Origin of the sequence: Kribbella sp. NBC_00482 (genome assembly GCF_036013725.1) — a bacterium.
In the GTDB taxonomy this organism is placed as follows: Bacteria; Actinomycetota; Actinomycetes; order Propionibacteriales; family Kribbellaceae; genus Kribbella.
This window is the reverse complement of the sequence record NZ_CP107881.1, coordinates 6,462,627-6,480,875: the sequence shown is the minus strand read 5'-3', so window position 1 is coordinate 6,480,875 and position 18,249 is coordinate 6,462,627. Positions and strand designations below refer to the sequence as shown.

17 protein-coding genes and 7 tRNA genes are annotated in these 18,249 nt (G+C 67.8%); 11 read left to right on the top strand and 13 right to left on the bottom strand.

The features are described from left to right. Positions 1 to 65 precede the first annotated feature (65 nt). Genes OHB24_RS31505 through OHB24_RS31495 form a run of 3 tightly spaced genes read right to left on the bottom strand, consistent with a single transcriptional unit; the run spans position 66 to position 3,405 of the window. Positions 66 to 731, bottom strand: coding sequence for a response regulator transcription factor (locus tag OHB24_RS31505; protein WP_327634493.1), 666 nt, complete (start codon positions 729 to 731; stop codon positions 66 to 68). Beyond that, positions 728 to 2,284 (bottom strand): sensor histidine kinase, encoded by a 1,557-nt coding sequence (locus tag OHB24_RS31500; RefSeq protein ID WP_327634492.1) that lies wholly within the window; start codon positions 2,282 to 2,284, stop codon positions 728 to 730. The genes OHB24_RS31505 and OHB24_RS31500 overlap by 4 nt, the downstream gene beginning before the upstream one ends. A 47-nt stretch (positions 2,285 to 2,331) precedes the next feature. Continuing rightward, positions 2,332 to 3,405 carry a GntR family transcriptional regulator gene (locus OHB24_RS31495; RefSeq protein ID WP_327634491.1) on the bottom strand — a complete coding sequence of 358 codons (1,074 nt, stop codon included), beginning with the start codon at positions 3,403 to 3,405 and terminating at the stop codon, positions 2,332 to 2,334. A gap of 80 nt (positions 3,406 to 3,485) precedes the next feature. Between OHB24_RS31495 and OHB24_RS31490 the strand changes: the two genes are divergently transcribed. Genes OHB24_RS31490 through OHB24_RS31480 form a run of 3 tightly spaced genes read left to right on the top strand, consistent with a single transcriptional unit; the run spans position 3,486 to position 6,187 of the window. Continuing rightward, complete coding sequence (locus tag OHB24_RS31490; RefSeq protein WP_327634490.1) at positions 3,486 to 4,052, top strand: SDR family NAD(P)-dependent oxidoreductase; 567 nt, start codon at positions 3,486 to 3,488, stop codon at positions 4,050 to 4,052. Positions 4,053 to 4,105: 53 nt separating this feature from the next. After that, on the top strand, positions 4,106 to 5,563 hold the full coding sequence (locus tag OHB24_RS31485) for an ArnT family glycosyltransferase (RefSeq protein ID WP_327634489.1): 1,458 nt from the start codon (positions 4,106 to 4,108) through the stop codon (positions 5,561 to 5,563). Between the two features lie 18 nt (positions 5,564 to 5,581). Continuing rightward, a complete protein-coding gene (locus tag OHB24_RS31480; protein ID WP_327634488.1) occupies positions 5,582 to 6,187 on the top strand; it encodes a formylglycine-generating enzyme family protein in 606 nt (201 codons plus the stop codon). Here the strand turns inward: OHB24_RS31480 and OHB24_RS31475 are convergent. Continuing rightward, complete coding sequence (locus tag OHB24_RS31475) at positions 6,173 to 7,165, bottom strand: zinc-binding dehydrogenase (RefSeq protein WP_327634487.1); 993 nt, start codon at positions 7,163 to 7,165, stop codon at positions 6,173 to 6,175. The genes OHB24_RS31480 and OHB24_RS31475 overlap by 15 nt on opposite strands. Before the next feature lie 105 nt (positions 7,166 to 7,270). On the opposite strand from OHB24_RS31475, the gene OHB24_RS31470 reads away from it, so the two are divergent. After that, positions 7,271 to 7,759 carry a GNAT family N-acetyltransferase gene (locus tag OHB24_RS31470; protein ID WP_327634486.1) on the top strand — a complete coding sequence of 163 codons (489 nt, stop codon included), beginning with the start codon at positions 7,271 to 7,273 and terminating at the stop codon, positions 7,757 to 7,759. A gap of 311 nt (positions 7,760 to 8,070) precedes the next feature. On the opposite strand, the gene OHB24_RS31465 is transcribed toward OHB24_RS31470, so the two are convergent. From OHB24_RS31465 to OHB24_RS31455, 3 genes are all read right to left on the bottom strand, one after another. After that, positions 8,071 to 8,142, bottom strand: a tRNA-Val gene (locus tag OHB24_RS31465). A 23-nt stretch (positions 8,143 to 8,165) separates the two neighbouring features. Next, a tRNA-Cys gene (locus OHB24_RS31460) sits at positions 8,166 to 8,236 on the bottom strand. Positions 8,237 to 8,268: 32 nt separating this feature from the next. Beyond that, positions 8,269 to 8,341 (bottom strand) — tRNA-Gly (locus tag OHB24_RS31455). A gap of 175 nt (positions 8,342 to 8,516) precedes the next feature. On the opposite strand from OHB24_RS31455, the gene OHB24_RS31450 reads away from it, so the two are divergent. Next, positions 8,517 to 9,335 (top strand): aminotransferase class IV, encoded by an 819-nt coding sequence (locus OHB24_RS31450; protein ID WP_327634485.1) that lies wholly within the window; start codon positions 8,517 to 8,519, stop codon positions 9,333 to 9,335. Positions 9,336 to 9,413: 78 nt separating this feature from the next. On the opposite strand, the gene OHB24_RS31445 is transcribed toward OHB24_RS31450, so the two are convergent. After that, complete coding sequence (locus OHB24_RS31445) at positions 9,414 to 9,980, bottom strand: CGNR zinc finger domain-containing protein (RefSeq protein WP_327634484.1); 567 nt, start codon at positions 9,978 to 9,980, stop codon at positions 9,414 to 9,416. A 121-nt stretch (positions 9,981 to 10,101) separates the two neighbouring features. Between OHB24_RS31445 and OHB24_RS31440 the strand changes: the two genes are divergently transcribed. Continuing rightward, positions 10,102 to 10,173: transfer RNA gene (locus OHB24_RS31440), tRNA-Val, on the top strand. A 316-nt stretch (positions 10,174 to 10,489) separates the two neighbouring features. Here the strand turns inward: OHB24_RS31440 and OHB24_RS31435 are convergent. Continuing rightward, positions 10,490 to 10,930 (bottom strand): pyridoxamine 5'-phosphate oxidase family protein, encoded by a 441-nt coding sequence (locus OHB24_RS31435; protein WP_327634483.1) that lies wholly within the window; start codon positions 10,928 to 10,930, stop codon positions 10,490 to 10,492. 83 nt (positions 10,931 to 11,013) lie between these two features. On the opposite strand from OHB24_RS31435, the gene OHB24_RS31430 reads away from it, so the two are divergent. The 4 genes from OHB24_RS31430 to OHB24_RS31415 all read left to right on the top strand — a co-directional run bounded on the left by OHB24_RS31430 (position 11,014) and on the right by OHB24_RS31415 (position 12,330). Continuing rightward, positions 11,014 to 11,901: a sigma-70 family RNA polymerase sigma factor gene (locus tag OHB24_RS31430; RefSeq protein WP_327634482.1), complete on the top strand. Its 888-nt coding sequence runs from the start codon at positions 11,014 to 11,016 to the stop codon at positions 11,899 to 11,901. Positions 11,902 to 12,059: 158 nt separating this feature from the next. Further along, positions 12,060 to 12,132, top strand: a tRNA-Gly gene (locus OHB24_RS31425). Between the two features lie 49 nt (positions 12,133 to 12,181). Further along, positions 12,182 to 12,252: transfer RNA gene (locus OHB24_RS31420), tRNA-Cys, on the top strand. A 3-nt stretch (positions 12,253 to 12,255) separates the two neighbouring features. Beyond that, positions 12,256 to 12,330: transfer RNA gene (locus OHB24_RS31415), tRNA-Val, on the top strand. Positions 12,331 to 12,374: 44 nt separating this feature from the next. Here the strand turns inward: OHB24_RS31415 and OHB24_RS31410 are convergent. The 4 genes from OHB24_RS31410 to OHB24_RS31395 form a co-directional block, all read right to left on the bottom strand. After that, entirely contained in the window at positions 12,375 to 13,196 is an 822-nt protein-coding gene (locus tag OHB24_RS31410) for an EamA family transporter (RefSeq protein WP_327634481.1), read from the bottom strand. A 178-nt stretch (positions 13,197 to 13,374) separates the two neighbouring features. Then, positions 13,375 to 14,118, bottom strand: coding sequence for an SDR family NAD(P)-dependent oxidoreductase (locus tag OHB24_RS31405; RefSeq protein ID WP_327634480.1), 744 nt, complete (start codon positions 14,116 to 14,118; stop codon positions 13,375 to 13,377). A gap of 31 nt (positions 14,119 to 14,149) precedes the next feature. Further along, the gene (gene rsgA, locus OHB24_RS31400) at positions 14,150 to 15,217 is read right to left on the bottom strand and encodes a ribosome small subunit-dependent GTPase A (RefSeq protein ID WP_327634479.1); all 1,068 of its coding nucleotides are present in this window, start codon (positions 15,215 to 15,217) and stop codon (positions 14,150 to 14,152) included. A gap of 154 nt (positions 15,218 to 15,371) precedes the next feature. After that, the gene (locus tag OHB24_RS31395) at positions 15,372 to 16,565 is read right to left on the bottom strand and encodes a YhjD/YihY/BrkB family envelope integrity protein (RefSeq protein ID WP_327634478.1); all 1,194 of its coding nucleotides are present in this window, start codon (positions 16,563 to 16,565) and stop codon (positions 15,372 to 15,374) included. Positions 16,566 to 16,628: 63 nt separating this feature from the next. Here OHB24_RS31395 and OHB24_RS31390 point away from each other — a divergent pair, with 63 nt between their 5' ends. Continuing rightward, positions 16,629 to 18,242 (top strand): acyl-CoA dehydrogenase family protein, encoded by a 1,614-nt coding sequence (locus OHB24_RS31390; protein WP_327634477.1) that lies wholly within the window; start codon positions 16,629 to 16,631, stop codon positions 18,240 to 18,242. Positions 18,243 to 18,249: the final 7 nt, after the last annotated feature.

Genomic DNA, 18,249 nt, shown 5'->3' with positions numbered 1-18,249 from the left:
CAACCAGTATCCAGGCTCGCGCCGACCATGCGTCCCGGTGACCCGAAGCGGCCAGATCCGGCCCCTCAGCCCGTGACCAGACCGGCTTCGTAGGCGACGATCGCCGCCTGGACCCGGTTCTTCACGCCGAGCCGCAGCAGAACGGCGCTGACGTACGCCTTCACGGTCCCCTCGACCAGGTACAGCCGGCCGGCGATCTCGGCGTTCGACAGGCCGGCACCGACCAGTCCGAGCACCTCAAGCTCCCGGGGAGTCAGTACGGCGACCTGCTCCTTCGCGGCCGCGGCACGCGCCATCGCTCCGCCACCGGCCCCGGCACCCAGCTCGGCGATCACCCGCTGGGCGATCTTCGGCGAGAGGTAGGCGGCGCCGTCAGCTACTGCTTTCAGCCCCGCGATCAGCTCCCGCGGGTCGCCGGACTTCAGCAGGAAGCCGCTCGCGCCGTCGCCGAGCGCCCGGGCGATGTAGGCGTCCTCCGAGAACGTCGTGAGGATGACGACCGCCGTTTCCGGGACGGTCCGCCGGATCTCGGCGCCGGCAGCCAGTCCGTCCAGCTTCGGCATCCGGATGTCCAGTACGGCGACGTCCGGCCGGTGCCGCCGTACCGCTTCGACGGCTTCCACGCCGTCGGCTGCCTCGGCAACGACGTCGATCTCGTCGTCGGTGCCGAGGATCGCGCGGACACCGGCGCGCACCATCGCCTCGTCGTCGGCGAGCATCACCCTGATCATCCGTTGCCTTCCGGGGTCGGTGCGACAGAACCACTCTGTACGACGGCCTTGGCGACCAAAGCGCCGTTCGCGAAGCACAGACGGTAGACGTAGTTGCTGGAGAACGGTGCGGCCGGGCGGTAGTACCGGCAGCTCCAGTCGGTCGGTGGGTGGTAGCCCTCCCCCGGCGGGTCGATCATCTGCATCCGGGGCAGTACCTTCTCCACCTCTGCCTCGGACTGCCCGATGGTGAGTCCGTCGTACTGCGCGGGTCGCAGGATCGCGCTGTAGCCGGCGACGAGGTAGTAGCCAAGGGCAACCGCACCGACCACCGCACCTAGTAGTACGGGCGCGGCAATGGCAGTGATCAGGCCACGCTGTGCGCTCCGTCGTACCGTGGCTCGCTCAACCGCGGCGGTCGGCGGCTCTGGTCGGCCACCGGCGCGCGGCATCGTGGCAGTGACCTGGAAACCACCGCCTGGTCGTGGATCCGCAGCGAACGAGCCACCTGCCAGCCGGACACGTTCTCGCAGGCCGTCGAGGCCACGCCCACCTGACGGCGCAGCCAGTGGCTGAGTCGCTCCGGTGTCGACAACCTCTACCTGTACGTCGTCCTCGTGTGTCGTCACGCTGACCGTCACCGACGCACCAGGTGCGTGCTTGCTCGCATTCGTCAACGACTCCTGCACCACGCGGTGCACAGCACGGTCCACCATCGGCGCCAGTACGCCGTCGATGTCCTCAGTGAGCTGCACCGCCAGACCGGACGCTGCAGCCCTGTCCACCAACGCACGCACGGTTTCGTCGTGCGGCACGGTCGGTGCGTCCTGGTCACGCAGTACGCCGACGATTTCGCCGAGCCGCTCTGTCGCTGTGGCCGCTGACTCGCGTAGCTCACCCGCAGCTCGTCGGTGCTCCTCTGGCAGGGACGGGTCGAGCTCGAGGGCTGCCGCGCGCAGTGCGATCAGGCTGAGCTCGTGACCGACCGAATCGTGCATGTCCTCGGCGATCCGGGACCTCTCGCGCAGGCGCTCCTGGTCGATCTCCATCTGCTGCTCGCGCTCGATCCGCTCGGCCCGCTCCCAGCCGGCCGTCGCCAGCAATGCCTGCTGTGCCCGGTAGCGCCCTATCAACCACGGCAGCACGACCAGCAGTAGTGCGAGCAGGAGCAACAGGAGCCACGTCAGCACCGCCTCTGTCGCCAGTGATCCCCTGCGCAACGTCAGGGCGAGGACGAGCATCCCGAGCAGCGACCAACTGCACAGCAGGACGAAGTGCTTGAGCTGCGTCTCCCGCCGTCCGGCCAGGTAGCTCAGCAGACTGATCGCCGGTACCAGCGAGATCTGCACGCCGTTCGTCGTACCGAGCGCGAAGGCGAGGACGACGATCTCCGTCCACGCCACGACGGCCAGAGCCACCAGGGGCCACCTACGTCGCCCGAAGACAGCAAATGCCAGTACGGCGAGGCAGACAGCGCGGAACCAGTACGGGTCGTGCCGTGCACCGCTCTCTGCGAGCACCAGGAAGGTCAGCGCGGCCCACAGACCCACGTCCCCCAGGCGCCGCCACTTCATGACGTAGACGCTACACAGTCGCGATGCCCGCGCCGTACTGCCGAAGGTCAGGTCTGCGCGTCGATCAGCTCGAACGGTACGAGGGACAGGTTCGGCACGGGCTCGCCGCGCAGCTGCGCAAGTAGTAGGTCCACGGCACGCCGGCCCATCTCTGTCTGGTTCTGCCGGACATGCAGGTACGGCGGTCCGCCGATGGAGTCCCCCGGTGAGTCGAAGCAGGCAACCACCCGGTCACCGCCCAGCGCACGGTCGACCATGCGGGCCAGGTTGTACTCACAGGCGAAGTACGCCGTCACCTCGGGCCTCTGGTCGCGGAACGCCCGGATGGTGTCCATGTCCGCGCGGACGCTCTCAGTCGTCGTCGAGCCGGGCAGGGTGCTGCGCAGGTCGGTCAGCTCGTACGGCTGACCGACGGTGGTGAAGGCGGCGCGGAAGCCTTCCAGCCGGTCCTCGATCGACGAGGTGTTCACCGGGGGCGGAGAGACGAAGGCAACGTGCTCATGCCCCAGCTCCAGCAACCGCGTGGTGAGTGCGCGAGCTGCGGCCACGTTGTCCGTGTGCACCGCGGCCACAGGGATGCCGGACAGATGACGGTCCACCAGAACCACCGGGAACCCGTCGAGCACCTGCCGGAGCAGGCTGGCGTTGTAGAAGTCGCCGTGCACCGGGAACACGATCAGACCGTCCACAGTGGCCACGAGCGAGTCGACAGCCTTCTCCTCATCGGTCTGCCGGCCGTGCGTACGCCGTACCACCAGGTGGGCGCCGTACTCCGCGCAGCGCTCCTCGATCGCGTTCAGAAGGTCCAGCCCGTACGCCTCGGACATATCAGGCACGACCAGCGCGATCGACCGGGCCTCGCGGCGCGGCGTCGGCCGCAACGGGACGGTCAGATCGGTGAGGTCGGGCAGCCGGCGTACGACGAACGTCCCCTTGCCGCGGACGCGCTCCACCAGACCGGCTTCCCGCAGTACCTCCAAGGCGCGCTTGGAGGTGATCCGGCTGACCGCGAACTGCGCCGCCAGCTCCATCTCGGACGGCACCCGGTCCCCCGGCCGCAGCGCGCCCCGACGGAGCTGCTCCAGCACGTGAGCACAGATCCGCTCGTACAGCAGTGCCACAGCGCCTACCCCTCGGAAGTTCCGGTTGACATATCCAATCATCCCGCAAACTGTCGGTGCGGCCTGGGACCGTACCGGACATGGAAATCGCGGGAAAAGTCGCAGTGGTCACCGGTGCCGCGGTCGGCATCGGGCGCGCGATCGCCGTCCGCCTGGGTGCGGCAGGCGCCTCGGTCGTGGTCGCGGACGTCGATGGGCCCGGCGGGCAGCGAACGTGCGAGCTGATCGGGCCGTCTGCGCGCTTCGCCGACGTCGATGTGCGCGACGACGCGGCGGTGGCCGAACTGATGGCATGTCAGCCACAGATCCTGGTCAACAACGCGGGCGGCGGCGTGGTGGTGAACGTCGGCTCGTCGGCCGGGGTGGGCTTCGGACCACACGTCTCCCCGGAGTACAGCGCGGCGAAGGCGGGCCTGATCCGGCTCACCACGACGCTGACTCCCCTGCACGCCAGTCACGGCGTCCGGGTGAACTGCGTCGTCCCCGACTGGGTCGCCACTCCTCGCGGACTCCGCGAACGCGAGGCGCTGCCACCGGCGGATCGCGGACCTGAGTTGATCCCGCTCAGCACAGTGACCGACGCCGTCGTCCGCTTAGTGGAGGACGAATCACTTGCTGGCCGCGTCCTGCTCCTGGAACGCGAGTAGGAGCCTCATCTGTTGAACTAGTCGCAGCCCTGTTCGGCTGACACGATGCCGCCATGACCCGCCCACCCGTGCCTGCGTTCGCCGCACGGCCGGTGGCGACCGTGGCGTTGATCGTCGGTGCGGTGATGACTGCGCTCTCCGGACGCTACGGCTACCACCGCGACGAGCTGTACTTCATGGTCGCCGGACGCCATCTCAGCTGGGGGTACGTCGACCAACCGCCGCTGACGCCGTTCATCGCGCGTGTCTCGACCGCTGTCTTCGGCGACACCGTGATGGGTTTGCGGGTGCTGTCGACGCTGAGCACTGTCGCCACGATCATCGTCGTCGCGCTGATCGCGCGGGAGTTCGGGAGCGATCGACGCGGACAGATCCTGGCTGCTGTCTGCGCCGCGGTGTCCGGCTTCGTGCTCGGCGTCGGGCACTTGGTCTCCACGGCGACGTACGACCTGCTTGCCTGGATGTTGATCGGTCTGTTCGCGGTGAAGCTGCTGCGGACGGGCGACGGTCGCTGGTGGCTCGCGCTCGGGCTGACGGCCGGGATCGCGTTGGAGAACAAGTACCTCGTCGTGCTGCCGATCGGCGCGCTGCTCATCTCGCTACTGATCGTCGGACCGCGCGGGGTGCTGCGGTCCTGGTGGCTGCTCGCGGGCGTGGCGGTCGCGGGTCTGATCGCGCTGCCGAACCTGCTGTGGCAGTTCCAGCACGACTGGCCGCAGCTCACGGTCGCCAGCGGTATCAGCGAGGACGACGGCACCGAGAACCGGATCATGTTCATCCCGCTGCAGCTCTTGCAGCTGTCACCGTTCCTGGTCCCGGTGTGGGTGGCCGGCTTCCTGCGCATCTGGCGGCAGCTCCACTGGGCACGCTCCGTCGCGCTGGCGTATCCGGCGTTGTGCGTCGTCGTGCTCGTCACCGGCGGGAAGTCGTACTACGCGCTGCCGCTGCTACTCGTGCTCGTGGCGGCCGGTTGTGAGCCCGCCCTTCGCTGGGTCGACCGTCATCGAGTCCAGGCTGTCGTCGGTCTCGTCCTGACTGCGGTGACATCTGCCGTCTTCACATTGCCGGTTTTGCCCGCGTCAGCGGCCGACTTCGTCATCCCTGTGAACAAGGAGCAGGGCGAACAGATCGGGTGGCCGGCGTTCGCCGCGTCCGTCGCGAGCGCCTGGAGTCAGATCCCGTCTGCGGAGCGAGCGACTCTCTTCACCGGCAACTACGGCGAGGCCGGAGCGCTCGTGCGCTACGGGCCCGCGCTCGGCCTGCCCACGCCGTACTCCTCGCACATGAGCTTCTGGGATTGGTCGCGACCTCCGGACACCAACACCGGTCCGGTGCTGCTCGTCGAGATCGAGCGGAACCCGGGCTTCGAGTCGTACTTCCGCGACTGCCAGCAGGTCGGCACGGTGGACAGCATCGTCTCGAACGACGAGGACGGCACCGCCTTGGTCCTGTGCACCGAGCCCGCGGAGCCGTGGTCCACCTTGTGGCCGAAGATCCGGCAGTTCTATTGATCCGCTTACGGTTGGACGATGCTCGACCTCGCTGACCTACCTGCTGGACTCCTGTTCCTGCGCGACGACCGGGTCGGCAAACGGTGGCCCGTGAACCTGCCCGCCTTCCGTCTGGCCCGGTACCCGATGACGCGGGGCGACCTGCCACTCACGGGCGTGAGCTGGTTCGACGCGATTGCCTTGTGCAACCAGTTGTCGATGGACGCCGGGCTGCCGCTCGCCTACACGATCGAGGGCGAGCAGGTGGACTGGGACCAGTCCTCCCCCGGCTACCGGCTGCCCACCGAGGCCGAGTGGCAGTACGCGTGCACCGCCGGCACGCCCGGCTATCGCTACGGCCCCCTCGACGACATCGCCTGGTACGCCGAGAACTCCGGCGGCCATGCGCATCCCGTCGGTCTGCGCACGCCGAACGCGTGGGGGCTGCACGACATGCTCGGCAACGTGTGGGAGTGGTGCTGGGATCTGTACGACCCTGACACCTACGGCCCGTACCGGATCTTCCGCGGCGGCGGTTTCGCCGACGAAGAGCGCGCTCTCGGCTCCACCGTCCGCCGACGCTCACATCCGACGTTCGCCATCGAAGACCTCGGCTTCCGAGTCGCCCAGTCAGTCATCGACTGACGGTCTGAGCGCGAGCTTGCCGACGGTGGCGCGAGCCTCGAGCTCGGCCAGAGCCTTCGGTCCGTCGGCGAGGTCGTAGACGGTCGGACGACCGGGCGGGTACACACCTTTCTTGATCAGTTCGTCGAGCTCTGCGAGAACCTCGGCGAACAGCTCAGGCGCCTGCTGGATCGTGGTGGTCAAATGCTGACCGATCACGTGCACCGGGTGCTTGAAGTTGAGCTCCCAGTTGCTGATCGACGACTCCCCCGCCGCAGCCCCGATCACGACAACCTTCCCAGTCACCCGGCGCGCAACCTCGACGCTCTGCCGGAACGTCTCCCCGCCAACGGACTCGAGCACGATGTCCACACCACGCCCGCCCGTCAACCGGCGTACCTCAGCGACCAGGTCCGCGTGACGGTCGATCACATGATCCGCACCAAGCCGCCGTACGACATCATGCTTCGACGCGGACGCCGTGCCGATCACCGTTGCGCCGTAATACTTCGCGATCCGCACCGCAGCCTGCCCAACACCGCCGGCGGCCGCGTGGATCAGCACAATGTCACCAGCGGTCAGCCGTCCGAGCGGACGGAGAGACACGAGAGCGGTCGCCCAGTTCAGCACCAAGCCAAGCGTTTCATCATCACTCCAGCCAGTCGGCACCCGCACCACGGTGTCCGCGGGCATCAGCACGTACTCCGCAAACGCACCAGCGCCCGTACCAATGACGTGGTCGCCGAGGGCCACGTTCGTCACGCTCTCCCCCAGGGCGACGATCTCTCCGGCTGCCTCGAAGCCCGCGAGGTACGGCGGCCTCGGACCGCCGTCGTACGTGCCCCGCGTCTGCATCACGTCAGCGAAGTTCACCCCGGCGGCACCAACTTTCACGAGGACCTCCCCCGACCCCGCCACCGGCACCACGACATCCACGAGCCGCATCACCCGCGGACCGTCCAACGAAGGCTGTTCCAACGCCCGCACGACCGTCACCATCCTCCTGAGATTGTTTGATGCTGATCGTACAGCTGTTCGCCGATTGTCGAACTCTCTCCCGAAATCCGGTCGCGTTCGCACGAGGTCCGCAGCTCGCTTGCCGTGATGGAGCTGCCACTCATCACCCCCAGGCTGGCTCTCCGCTGGCCGATCGAGTCCGACTTCCAGACCCTCGTCGAACTCTGGACCGACCCCCGCGTCGCCCAATTCATGGACGACTTCGGCCCCCGCGACAAGCAAGCAGTCCGCGAATGGCTGGACCTCCACAGCAGCACCACCACCCAGGACGGCACCCACCTCCAACTGATCCTCACCCGCCGATCCGACACCACCCCCGTCGGCTGGCTAGGCCTGGGCATCAGCAACGACCCCACCGCCGACTGGAGCTTCGGCTACGCCATCCACCCCACCCACCGCTCCAACGGCTACGCCACCGAGGCTCTAACAGCCGCCCTAACCCACCTAGACGTAACCGTCTGGGGCGAATGCCACCTAACCAACAACGCCTCAGCCCACGTAATGCAATCCGCCGGCATGCAAGAACTACCCCCCACCACCAGCCGCCGCTTCCGCCACCCCGCCCCCACCACCTAGCCGCCACGCGGTAGGTGACGTGCGAACCCACCCCGCACACGTGAGCGGACCGCCCAACCCAACCACCGCAGCCGAGCGAAGCGAAGGCGCCCACCGGCGGGGCAGCTGGAGATGTGGTGAGGAACGCACGAACCCAACCCAAGCGGGTGAGCGGACTGCCCAACCCGACCACCGCAGCCGAGCGAAGCGAAGGCGCATAGGGGGTGCGGGTGGCGGAGCCCCCGCCGCGCGGCAAGCGAAGCGCAGCCGCACAAATGACGAAGGCGACCCGGTCCGCGCTTTCCGCGGACACGAGTCGCCTATCGGCTTCGTGGACGATACTGGGATCGAACCAGTGACCTCTTCCGTGTCAGGGAAGCGCGCTACCGCTGCGCCAATCGTCCAAGGGAACCTGTTGGGGTTCTCGAGGTGGAGACGGGATTCGAACCCGTGTACACGGCTTTGCAGGCCGTTGCCTCGCCTCTCGGCCACTCCACCACTGAGAAAGCTGGCCTGCCGAACCCTCTCCGAGCGGACGACCGGGTTCGAACCGGCGACCTCAACCTTGGCAAGGTTGCGCTCTACCAACTGAGCTACGTCCGCAACGCGACCGGTTTTCGGTGTCTCCGGCGCGAGAAGAACATTAGCCCATCTCTGTCTCAGTTCAAAAACCGGGGTCGCCGGTACGTCGACGTACTGTCATCAACTGCTCACCTTCGGACTCCCGCGCGGACCGGGATCACCTGCGCACTAAGGTGTTCCGCGGAAGGAGCACCACATGCGTATCTGGCTCAACGGCGCCTTGCTGGACGACGAGGCGACGGTCTCGCCGCTGGATCACGGGCTGACCACCGGTGACGGCGTTTTCGAGACGATCAAGATCGAGAGCGGCCGCCCGTTCGCGGTACGGCGGCATCTCGACCGGCTGGTCCGTTCTGCGGTCGGGCTCGGCCTCCCGGCGCCTGATGTCGCCGCGATCGAGGCGGGTATCGACGCGGTGATCGCGGCTGATCCCGGTATCCCGTTCGGCCGGCTGCGGATCACGTTCACGGGCGGTGTCTCTCCGCTGTCGTCGGACCGCGGCACGTCGAGCCCGACCGTCCTGATCGCGACCCAGGAGATCAAGCGCCCGTCCCCCACCTCAGCGATCGTCACCGTCCCGTGGGTGCGCAACGAACGCAGCGCGGTCGCCGGCCTCAAGACCACGTCGTACGCCGAGAACGTCCGCGCCCTCGCCTACGCGAAGGAACGCGGCGGCAGCGAGGCGATCTTCGCCAACACGATCGGCAACCTGAGCGAAGGCACCGGCTCGAACATCTTCTGCGTGTACGACGGTGAACTCGTCACGCCGACCCTCGCGTCGGGCGCGCTGGCGGGCGTGACGCGCGGACTCGTCCTCGAATGGTTCGGCGGCGTCGAGCGCGACGTACCGCTGGAGCAGCTGTTCGAGGCAGAGGAGATCTTCCTCACATCCACAACGCGTGATGTCCAGGGCATCCAGCGTGTCGACGACCGCGACCTGCCGGCTCCCGGCACCATCACCGCCCAGGTCGCCAAGATCTTCGCGGAACGCTCCACCGAAAACCCGAACCCGTAGCGGCCGCCCTTTCCGGAACATATCTGCCAACAGACGGCAAAAAGGTTCCGGAAAGGGCGTCGAGTACTCGCTGAGTGGTTACTCGCCCGAGGCTTTGCGGCGTTCGCGATAGGCGGCTACGTGCAAGCGGTTGCCGCAGGTGCGGGCGTCGCAGTAGCGCTTGGAGCGATTGCGGGACAGGTCGATCAAGGCGTCATCGCAGTCCGGCGCCTCGCATCTGCGGAGGCGTTCGCGTTCGCCGGCCGAGATGACCTGCGCCAGGGCGATCCCGCACTCCACCGTGATCCGGCACGCCAGCGACGCGCCCGCGCGGGAGTAGTGGATGTGCCACGGGTGCCCGTCGTGGTTCGTCAGCCGCGGAGTCGACGTACCGCGCGCGATGATCGCGTTGATCATCGTCGCCGCGGACGCGTCGGAATCCGTGGTGAACACCGGCGCGAACAACGGCCGCAGATCACGCACCTCGGCCAGGTCCTTGTCCGACAGCGTGTCGACCGCGCTGAACTCCCGTTCCTGGACGAACTTCTCCAGTTCCTCCAAGGTATCCAGCGAATCGACCTGGCTGTTCGGCCCGGGCAGCGTGTTGACGAGCCGGACCAGCGTCCCGAGCGCCTGCTCGGTGTCGTGCGAGAAAGTCACAATCACGTCTCCAACGTGACGGGGTCTCCGTCCTGCAGCAAGAGTAGCCCGGCCCGATTAGATCGTCGCTTCATCATGCGATATGGTTTCACCCGCAACACCACACAAGAAACATCAGCACCACCCCGGGCGATTGGCGCAGTGGTAGCGCGCTTCGTTCACACCGAAGAGGTCACTGGTTCGAACCCAGTATCGCCCACGACAGTCGACAGGCGACGTGTGTCCGCAGAAAGCGCGGACCTCGTCGCCTTCGTCATTTGTGCGGCAGCGCTCCGCTCGCCGCGCGGCGGGGGCTCCGCCACCCGCACCCCCTTGCGCCTTCGCTTCGCTCGGCTGCGGTGGTTGGGTTGGGCAGTTCGCTCAGGTGTGAGGGTCGGGTTCGTGCGTTACTCACCACATCCCCAACTGCCCGTCGGTGGACGCCTTCGCTTCGCTTGGCTGGCGGTGGTTGGGTTGGCGGTTTCCTTCGCTCGGCTCCGCGGGCGGGCGTCCACTGGCCGAGCGGTTCCTCGCTCTCAGATGACCCAGGTGCTGTTGTCCATCAGGACGCGGGTCTTTAGTTCGTTGACCTCGCGCCAGGCTTGGATCTTTGTTGGTGTGACTCGGAAGAACGGGTAGTTCGGTAGGGGGCGCGGGTCGAAGCCTGCCTTCGCTGCGAAGGACGCGCCCTCGGCGTCCGACGGCTGCACGACCGAGACCGTGCCGGCTATGTGGATCACGTCGCGCAGCTCCCCCAGCGTCAGGTGGATGACGGGATTCGCCAGCAGATTGCGCGCCGTCGGGTTGGTCCGTGACGTCGACAGCAGCAGGGTTCCGTCGCTCCACAGGAACGAGAGCGGCATCAGGTACGGCGTACCGTCGAGCGACGCCGTCGACACCCAGGCGTCGACGTCCTGCTCCAGACGGTTCAAGGTGTCCTGCTTGCGGACCTCCAACGGGCGGGCCTCGGCCGTCATCGCTCACTCCTCTGTCACATGTGGTGCTCGCACTCCGTCAATCGCATGACGGCGCTCGGCCGGTCAGTGTGACAGTTCAACACATGAAGGATGTGATCCGGATGGGCGGCGACGACTGGCTGGCGACGCGGTTCGAGCAGAACCGGGACCGGCTGCGGGCCGTCGCGTACCGGATCCTGGGCTCCGAGCCCGAGGCCGAGGACGCGGTCCAGGAAACCTGGATCCGGCTCAGCCGCAGCGACACCGCGACGATCGACAACCTCGGCGGGTGGCTGACGACCGTGGTCGGGCGGATCTGCCTCGACATGCTGCGGACCCGGCGCGGGCGGCCCGAGTTGCCGGTCGGCGAGCACTCCCCGGTCCTCGCGGACGACGTCGTACCGGATCCCGAACTCGAAGCAATACAGGCGGATTCGGTGGGGCTGGCACTGCTAGTGGTTCTCGAGACGCTGTCGCCGGCCGAGCGGCTCGCGTTCGTCCTGCACGATCTGTTCGCCGTACCGTTCGATGACATCGCGCCGATCATCGGCAAGTCCCCGGCCGCCGCTCGCCAGATTGCCAGCCGTGCGCGCCGACGGGTCCGCGGTACGCCGGAACCGACCGACGTCGACGTCGTGCGGCAGAAGGAAGTCGTCACCGCATTCCTCGCCGCAGCACGTGGTGCGGACTTCTCGGGACTGCTTCACGTGCTGGACCCGGAGGTCGTCGTACGAAGTGACGCAGGCGCAGCGGCCTACGGCGGTACGCCGGGGCTCGCAGGAGCTGACCGGGTCGCGCAGGAGTTCTCCGGTCGGGCGGCCGCCGCGAAGCTGGTGCTGGTCGACGGAATGCCTGGCCTGGTGTGGATGCAGCGCGGTGAACCGCTGATTGTGTTCTCTTTCACCGTGGTCGGCGGGCGTGTCGCCGCGATCGATCTCCGGGGCGATGCGGAGTACCTCGAAAGCGTCGATCTGGTGTCGCTGAAGGCCTGACCGGACGGCGTGGCGAGTGGACAGATTCGATGGGACTCGTGTGACGGATGAGGTGCTTTTCGAGCCTGCAGTGGCCCGGTGAAATCGGGTTTTTGTCCGGGGGGAAAGTGCGCTACTGTTCTGCTCTCGCACCGAGCGGAAACGCGACGGAGCGCAGTGCGGACGTAGCTCAGTTGGTAGAGCGCAACCTTGCCAAGGTTGAGGTCGCCGGTTCGAACCCGGTCGTCCGCTCGGAGAAGGTTCGGCAGGCCACCGTCCTCCGTGGCGGAAGGGCCTCTCTGGTGGAGTGGCCGAGAGGCGAGGCAACGGACTGCAAATCCGTTTACACGGGTTCGAATCCCGTCTCCACCTCGAGGACGATTGGCGCAGCGGTAGCGCGCTTCCCTGACACGGAAGAGGTCACTGGTTCGATCCCAGTATCGTCCACCAACAACAGGCGGCGGGTGCGAAAGCACTCGCCGCCTGTTTGCGTTTCAGCGGCGGCTCTGGGCCGCCACCGCCAGCAGGAGCACTGCGCCGCCTAGCAGTGCTAGCGGGGTCAGATGTTCGTGAAAGGCGAGGACGCCGATCGCTGCAGCTACTACTGGTTCTAGCAGTGCTAGCACTGATGCTGTCGAGGCTTTGAGAGTTCGCAGGCCGATGTAGAACAGGGTGTAGGCGAAGGCCGTTGGGACCAGTCCGAAGTACGCGATCAGCAGCCAGCCGATGAGCGTGGTGGGCAGCGCAGCGAAGGGCGCCAGGAACAAGGCACCTGCGGTGAAGCCCAGGAGTGCGGTGGTCAGGGGGTCTGGGGTGTTGCGGTTCAGGAGGGTTGTGAGCGAGTAGCCGGCTGCGGAGAGCACGGCTGCCGCGATGCCAACCAGGTTGGCTGTGCCGTTGGTGGCGGATAGGAGGACCAGGCCGGCGAGGGCAGCGAAGAGAGCTGGGGTCAGCCGTTCGCGGGCGGCGAGCGTGATGAAGATCGGGGCCGTGCCCAACGCGATCACGGTGGCCATGCCGACGCCGACGCGCGGGATCGCGGTGAAGTAGCCGAGCTGGCAAACGGCCAGACCCAAACCGCTCAAGACGTGGCGGAGCGGGCCGGCCGCCACCACCGGTCGGAGAGGCGCTCGGCGTACGGCGAGACGCGCCAACGACAGCCACACGACAGCGGCTGCCAGGCGCCAGAAGGATGTGGCCAACGGTGTCAGGCCGTAAGCGGACAGGAGGGCGCCGGTTGGGCCGCCGGTGCCCCAGGCGAGGGCGGCGAGGACGACGTACACGAGGGCACGCCGAGTCGAGAGACGATGATGCATCGGACACTCCGGGAAGGTGTTCGCAACGAGTGGTCGGGGCGTCTGCGAACAGCCCGAAGAAGCCCAGGCCGAAAGACCTGAGCGCGAGGATGCCGTCCGCTAAACGGCGGCCGGCGGAGTGATGATGCGATGCACGAAGAGGACCCTAGCCAGTCCCCCGGGCGTCGAGCGAACGGATTTACATCCGCAGGTACGAGCCGCCGTTGAAGTCGAGGACGGTCCCGGTCGCGAACTCGGCTTCGCGCGACGCCAGGTACAGGATCGCGGCCGCGACCTCGGACGGGTCGGCCACGCGTTCGAGCGGGCTCTCCAGCCGGCGGCGGTCGTACCCCTCACCAGCCAGGTTCACCGCGGCCATGTCGGTGACCGTCCAGCCCGGCGCGATCGCCGTCACCGCGATCCCCTCCGGCCCCAGCGCCCGCGCCAGCGACTGCGTGAACGAGACGATCGCCGCCTTCGAGGCGCCGTATGCGGGCTGGTTCGGCTCGCCGCGGAACGCGCCGCGCGACGACACGTTCACGATCCGGCCGCCGCGCGACATGTGCCGCACCGCGCACCACGTGACGTTGGACGGACCAACGAGATTCACCGCGAGCGTGTCCGCCCACGCCTGCTGCCATTCGGCGTACGTCGTCTCGCGGATCCGGTGCGGGTGGTACACGCCGGCGTTGTTCACGAGTACGTCGATACTCCCCAGCGCCGCGGCTGCGTCGGACACCATCGCCTCGATCGCCGCCGGATCGGCCAGGTCCGCCTGCACCGTCAGATGCCCTGAACCCGGCAGCTCCTTGAGCACCTGCGCCGCGGCGTCCGCGGAGGCGCTGTAATGGATCGCCACCCGGTCTCCCGCGGCAGCGAACGCCCGCGCCGCCGCCGCACCGATCCCCCGCGAAGCCCCCGTCACCAGCACCGATCGGTTCATACGACCGATCCTGCCATCAAACGGCACAGCATCACGGTCGGGGCTTGTGGTCGCGGCGGTACGACTTGCTGGCGCGGACCCACTCCTTCTTCATCTCGGTCCGGAGCCGGATGTCCGCACGACGGGCCATGTACGCCGCCTCGCGCTGCAGCTTCACCCAGCTGTCGTAGCGCCGGTACGGCAGCGATCCGTCGTCCAAAGCCGCCCGTACCGCGCACTCGGGCTCCATCACGTGTGAGCAGTCCTTGAACTTGCACTGCGCTGCGAACGCCGTGATGTCCGGGAACGCCGCAGCCAAGCCCTCTCCGCTCTCCTGCAGACCGATCCCCCGCAGCCCCGGCGTGTCGATCACGACCCCGCCCTGAGGCAGAGCGATCAGCTCGCGCCGTACCGAGGTATGCCGGCCCTTCCCGTCCTCACGGATGTCCTGCAAGTCCAGCAGCTCCACACCCGCCAGCGCGTTCACCAGCGACGACTTGCCCGCGCCACTCGAACCTAGCAACGCCAGCGTCGCGTTCCCGTCGAGCAGCGCCCGTACGTCGTCCATACCGGCGCCCGTGGTCGCGCTGCACACCAGTACGTCGGCACCCGGCGCGGCCACAACGACGTCCTCGGCCACCGACTCGGCGTCCCCGACGAGGTCGGACTTCGTCAGTACGACGACCGGCCGCGCACCGCTCTCCCAGGCCAACGCCAGGAACCGCTCGATGCGCACGATGTTCGGCTCCGGGACGAGCCCGACGACGATCGCGATCACGTCGACGTTGGACGCGAGCACCTGCCCGCGCGACGAGCCGCCGACCTCGGCCCGGACGATCGTCGTACGGCGGGGCAGCACCGACTCGAGCGTGATCCGGTCGTCCGGCCAGAACCGCAGGACGACCCAGTCCCCTGTGCAGGGGCCGGCCTGCGCGTCGGCGGCGATCTCGGCGAGCAGCGCACCGGACCAACTGGCGCGCACCGGACCATCCTCGGTCAAGATCGTCGCCAAGCCCTTGTCGACCCGGGCGACGCGCCCCGGGACGAGGTCCTCCGGGACGGACTGCAGAAACTCGGCCGTGGAACTGTCGAGTCCCAGGGCCTGAAGCGTGGCTGACATGCGGCGAACCTTTCAGAGGGTCCGGCCGCGAGATCAGCTCAGCGGACGGACGGTGCGGGAGACAACGGCCCAATGGGCCTGTTGCAAGCTCATGGCGGGTGCCTCCCTTCCGAATCCCAGCGGTCCCGAGCCGGAACCGTGTGTCGCGATGCCGTCAGCCTAGGTCGTCGGTGTCACCCTGCGCACCGGATTTTCCGACCGACGCAGGCTTCCGCGGGACCTCAGGCTCAACGTGAGCTTCAGGCTCACGCTCAGGTCGAGGCGCAGCGGAGGGAGCAGACTTCCGGGGACGCTTGGCAAGCTTCTCCACCTTCCGCCCGATGGCCGCCTCCGGCCGCTCCTCGGACTCGACCGGCGTCGGCACGTAGCCCTCCTCGTGGTGCGGATCCGGCTCCGCCTTCATCACCGGCTCGACCTCGTCCTCGTCCTTGTCCTTGTCCTTGTCGCCAGGCTCCACCTCGACCTCGGCCTCTTTCACCTCGGCGACGTGCTGCTTGTGCGGCCACAGCCGGTCCACGACCGCGTTCAGCGCCGCACCGATCAGTACGGCGATCGCGGTCATGTAGAGCCACATCAGTACGGCGATCGGCGCCGCGAGCGGGCCGTAGATCGACGTGCCGCCGACCGTGCTCTGCAGGATCCACCGGAGCACGAAGCTGCCCAGGATCCAGATCGACAGCGCCAGGAACGACCCGGGCAGGTCCGAGACCCACGGCGTACGGATCGGGACCGAGAGGTGGTACAGGGTGTTCAAGAAGCCCGCGGACAGGATCGTGACCACCGGCCAGTACAGCTGGTTCAGGAAGTCCAGCCGGTGCGGCAGGAGGGCGTCGACCGCGTCGGGGCCGGCCAGCACCAGCGGCAGGACGATGACGCCGATCACAAGTGCCGCGCAGTACAGCGAGAACGACAGCGCGCGGGTGCGGACGATGCCGCGCTTGCCGCCCATCCCGTACATGATCGTGATGGTGTCCACGAACACGTTCAGCGCGCGGCTGCCGGACCACAGCGCCAGCACGAAACCGATCGAGATGACGTCCGGGCGGCCGCCGTTCAGCACCTGGTCCAGCGTCGGCGCGATGACGTTCTTGATCGAGTCGTCGGTCAGCGCCCGGGCGGCCAGGTCGACGATCTGCTGCTTGATGTCATTGATCGTCTCGACCTCGAACCACTTGCTCGCGATGTAACCGAGCGAGCCGGCCAGCCCGAAGATCAGCGGCGGCAGCGAGAGGATCGCGAAGAACGCCCCCTCGGCCGCGAGTCCGGTGACCCGGTAGCGCAGACAGACCCCGATCGTCTGGGTGAGCAGCTTCCAGGTCGTCGCGGGGACCCTGCGAACCCATGCCAATGAGAGGGAGCTCCCACCAGTGGGTCCTGCCCCAGAACGTGCCATACCGCTTACCGTACTGACATGGCGGACCCATTCGCGGTAACGAATCAGGCTCCCCCACTGCGGGGCGTGAACTTCTTCACCCAGGACCGGGCTCTCAGTGACGCTCTGCGTCCGTACGCCGACCTCGCCGACGACCCCGGTCTGCACCGGATCGGCGAGCTCGCGGGATCCGAGGAAGCGCTCTCTCACGCTCTCCCGGCGAACCAGAACCCGCCGGTGCTGCGCACCCACGACCGCTACGGGAACCGGATCGACGAGGTCGATTTCCACCCGTCTTGGCACTGGCTGATGGAGCAGGCCGTCGGGTTCGGGCTCCAGGCGGCGCCGTGGACCAGCGAGCGCCCCTCGCCGCACCTGACCCGAGCGGCCGGGTTCTACCTGTGGTCCCAGGTCGAGCCGGGTCACGGCTGCCCGATCTCGATGACGTACGCCGCCGTGCCCGCGCTCAGGGCAGACGCGCAACTCGCGAAGGAGTGGGTCCCGCAACTGGCGTCGACCAAGTACGACGTACGCCGACTGCCGGCCGCCGAGAAGTTCGGCGTACTGGCCGGGATGGGGATGACCGAGAAGCAGGGCGGTTCCGACGTACGCGCGAACCTCACGACGGCGACGCCCGCCGGCGACGTGTATCAGCTGAACGGTCACAAGTGGTTCTGCTCGGCGCCGCAGGTGGACCTGTTCCTGGTCCTCGCGCAGGCGCCGGACGGGCTCAGCTGCTTCGTCGTACCGCGGGTTCTTGCCGACGGCAACCGGAACCCGTTCGCGCTGCAGCGCCTGAAGGACAAGCTCGGCAACCGCTCGAACGCGTCCAGCGAGGTCGAGTTCCACGGCACGATCGGATACCGCCTCGGGGACGAGGGCGCCGGCGTCCGCACGATCATCGAGATGGTCGCGGCGACCCGGCTGGACTGCGTACTCGGCTCGGCCGCGCTCCAGCGGCGCGCGCTCGTCGAAGCGACCTGGCACACGCGGCACCGCTCGGCCTTCGGCGGTCTGCTCGCCGACAAGCCCGCGATGCAGAACGTCCTGTCCGATCTCGCGCTGGAGAGCGAGGCGGCGACGGCTCTGGGGATGCGGCTGGCCGCCGCAGTGGATTCCTCGGACCCGAAGGAAGCAGCCTTCCGGCGGATTGCGCTTCCCCTCGCGAAGTTCTGGGTGTGCAAGCGGACGCCGTTCATGGTCGCGGAGGCGCTGGAGTGCCTCGGCGGGAACGGGTACGTCGAGGAGTCCGGGCTGCCGCTGCTCTACCGGGAGTCGCCGCTGAACTCGATCTGGGAAGGGTCGGGCAACGTCAACGCGCTCGACGTACTGCGTGCCCTCCGCCGCCCGGAGTCGCTCGAGGCGTGGCTGCTCGAGATCGGCGCGGTCCAGGGTGCCGATGCGCGGCTCGATGCGGCGGTCAACGACGTACTGCAAGCGCTTGCTGATATCGAGAACGCCGAGGCCGGGGCGCGGCGACTGGCTGCACGGATGGCCCTGTGCCTGCAGGCGTCGCTGCTGATCCGGCACTCGACGCCGGACGTTGCGGACGCCTTCGTGGCGTCCCGGCTGGCCAACGACTGGGGTGGCGTTTTCGGGACGCTGCCCAGGACCACGCCCTTCCAGGAGATCGTCGAACGCACGATAGGGTGACTGTGCC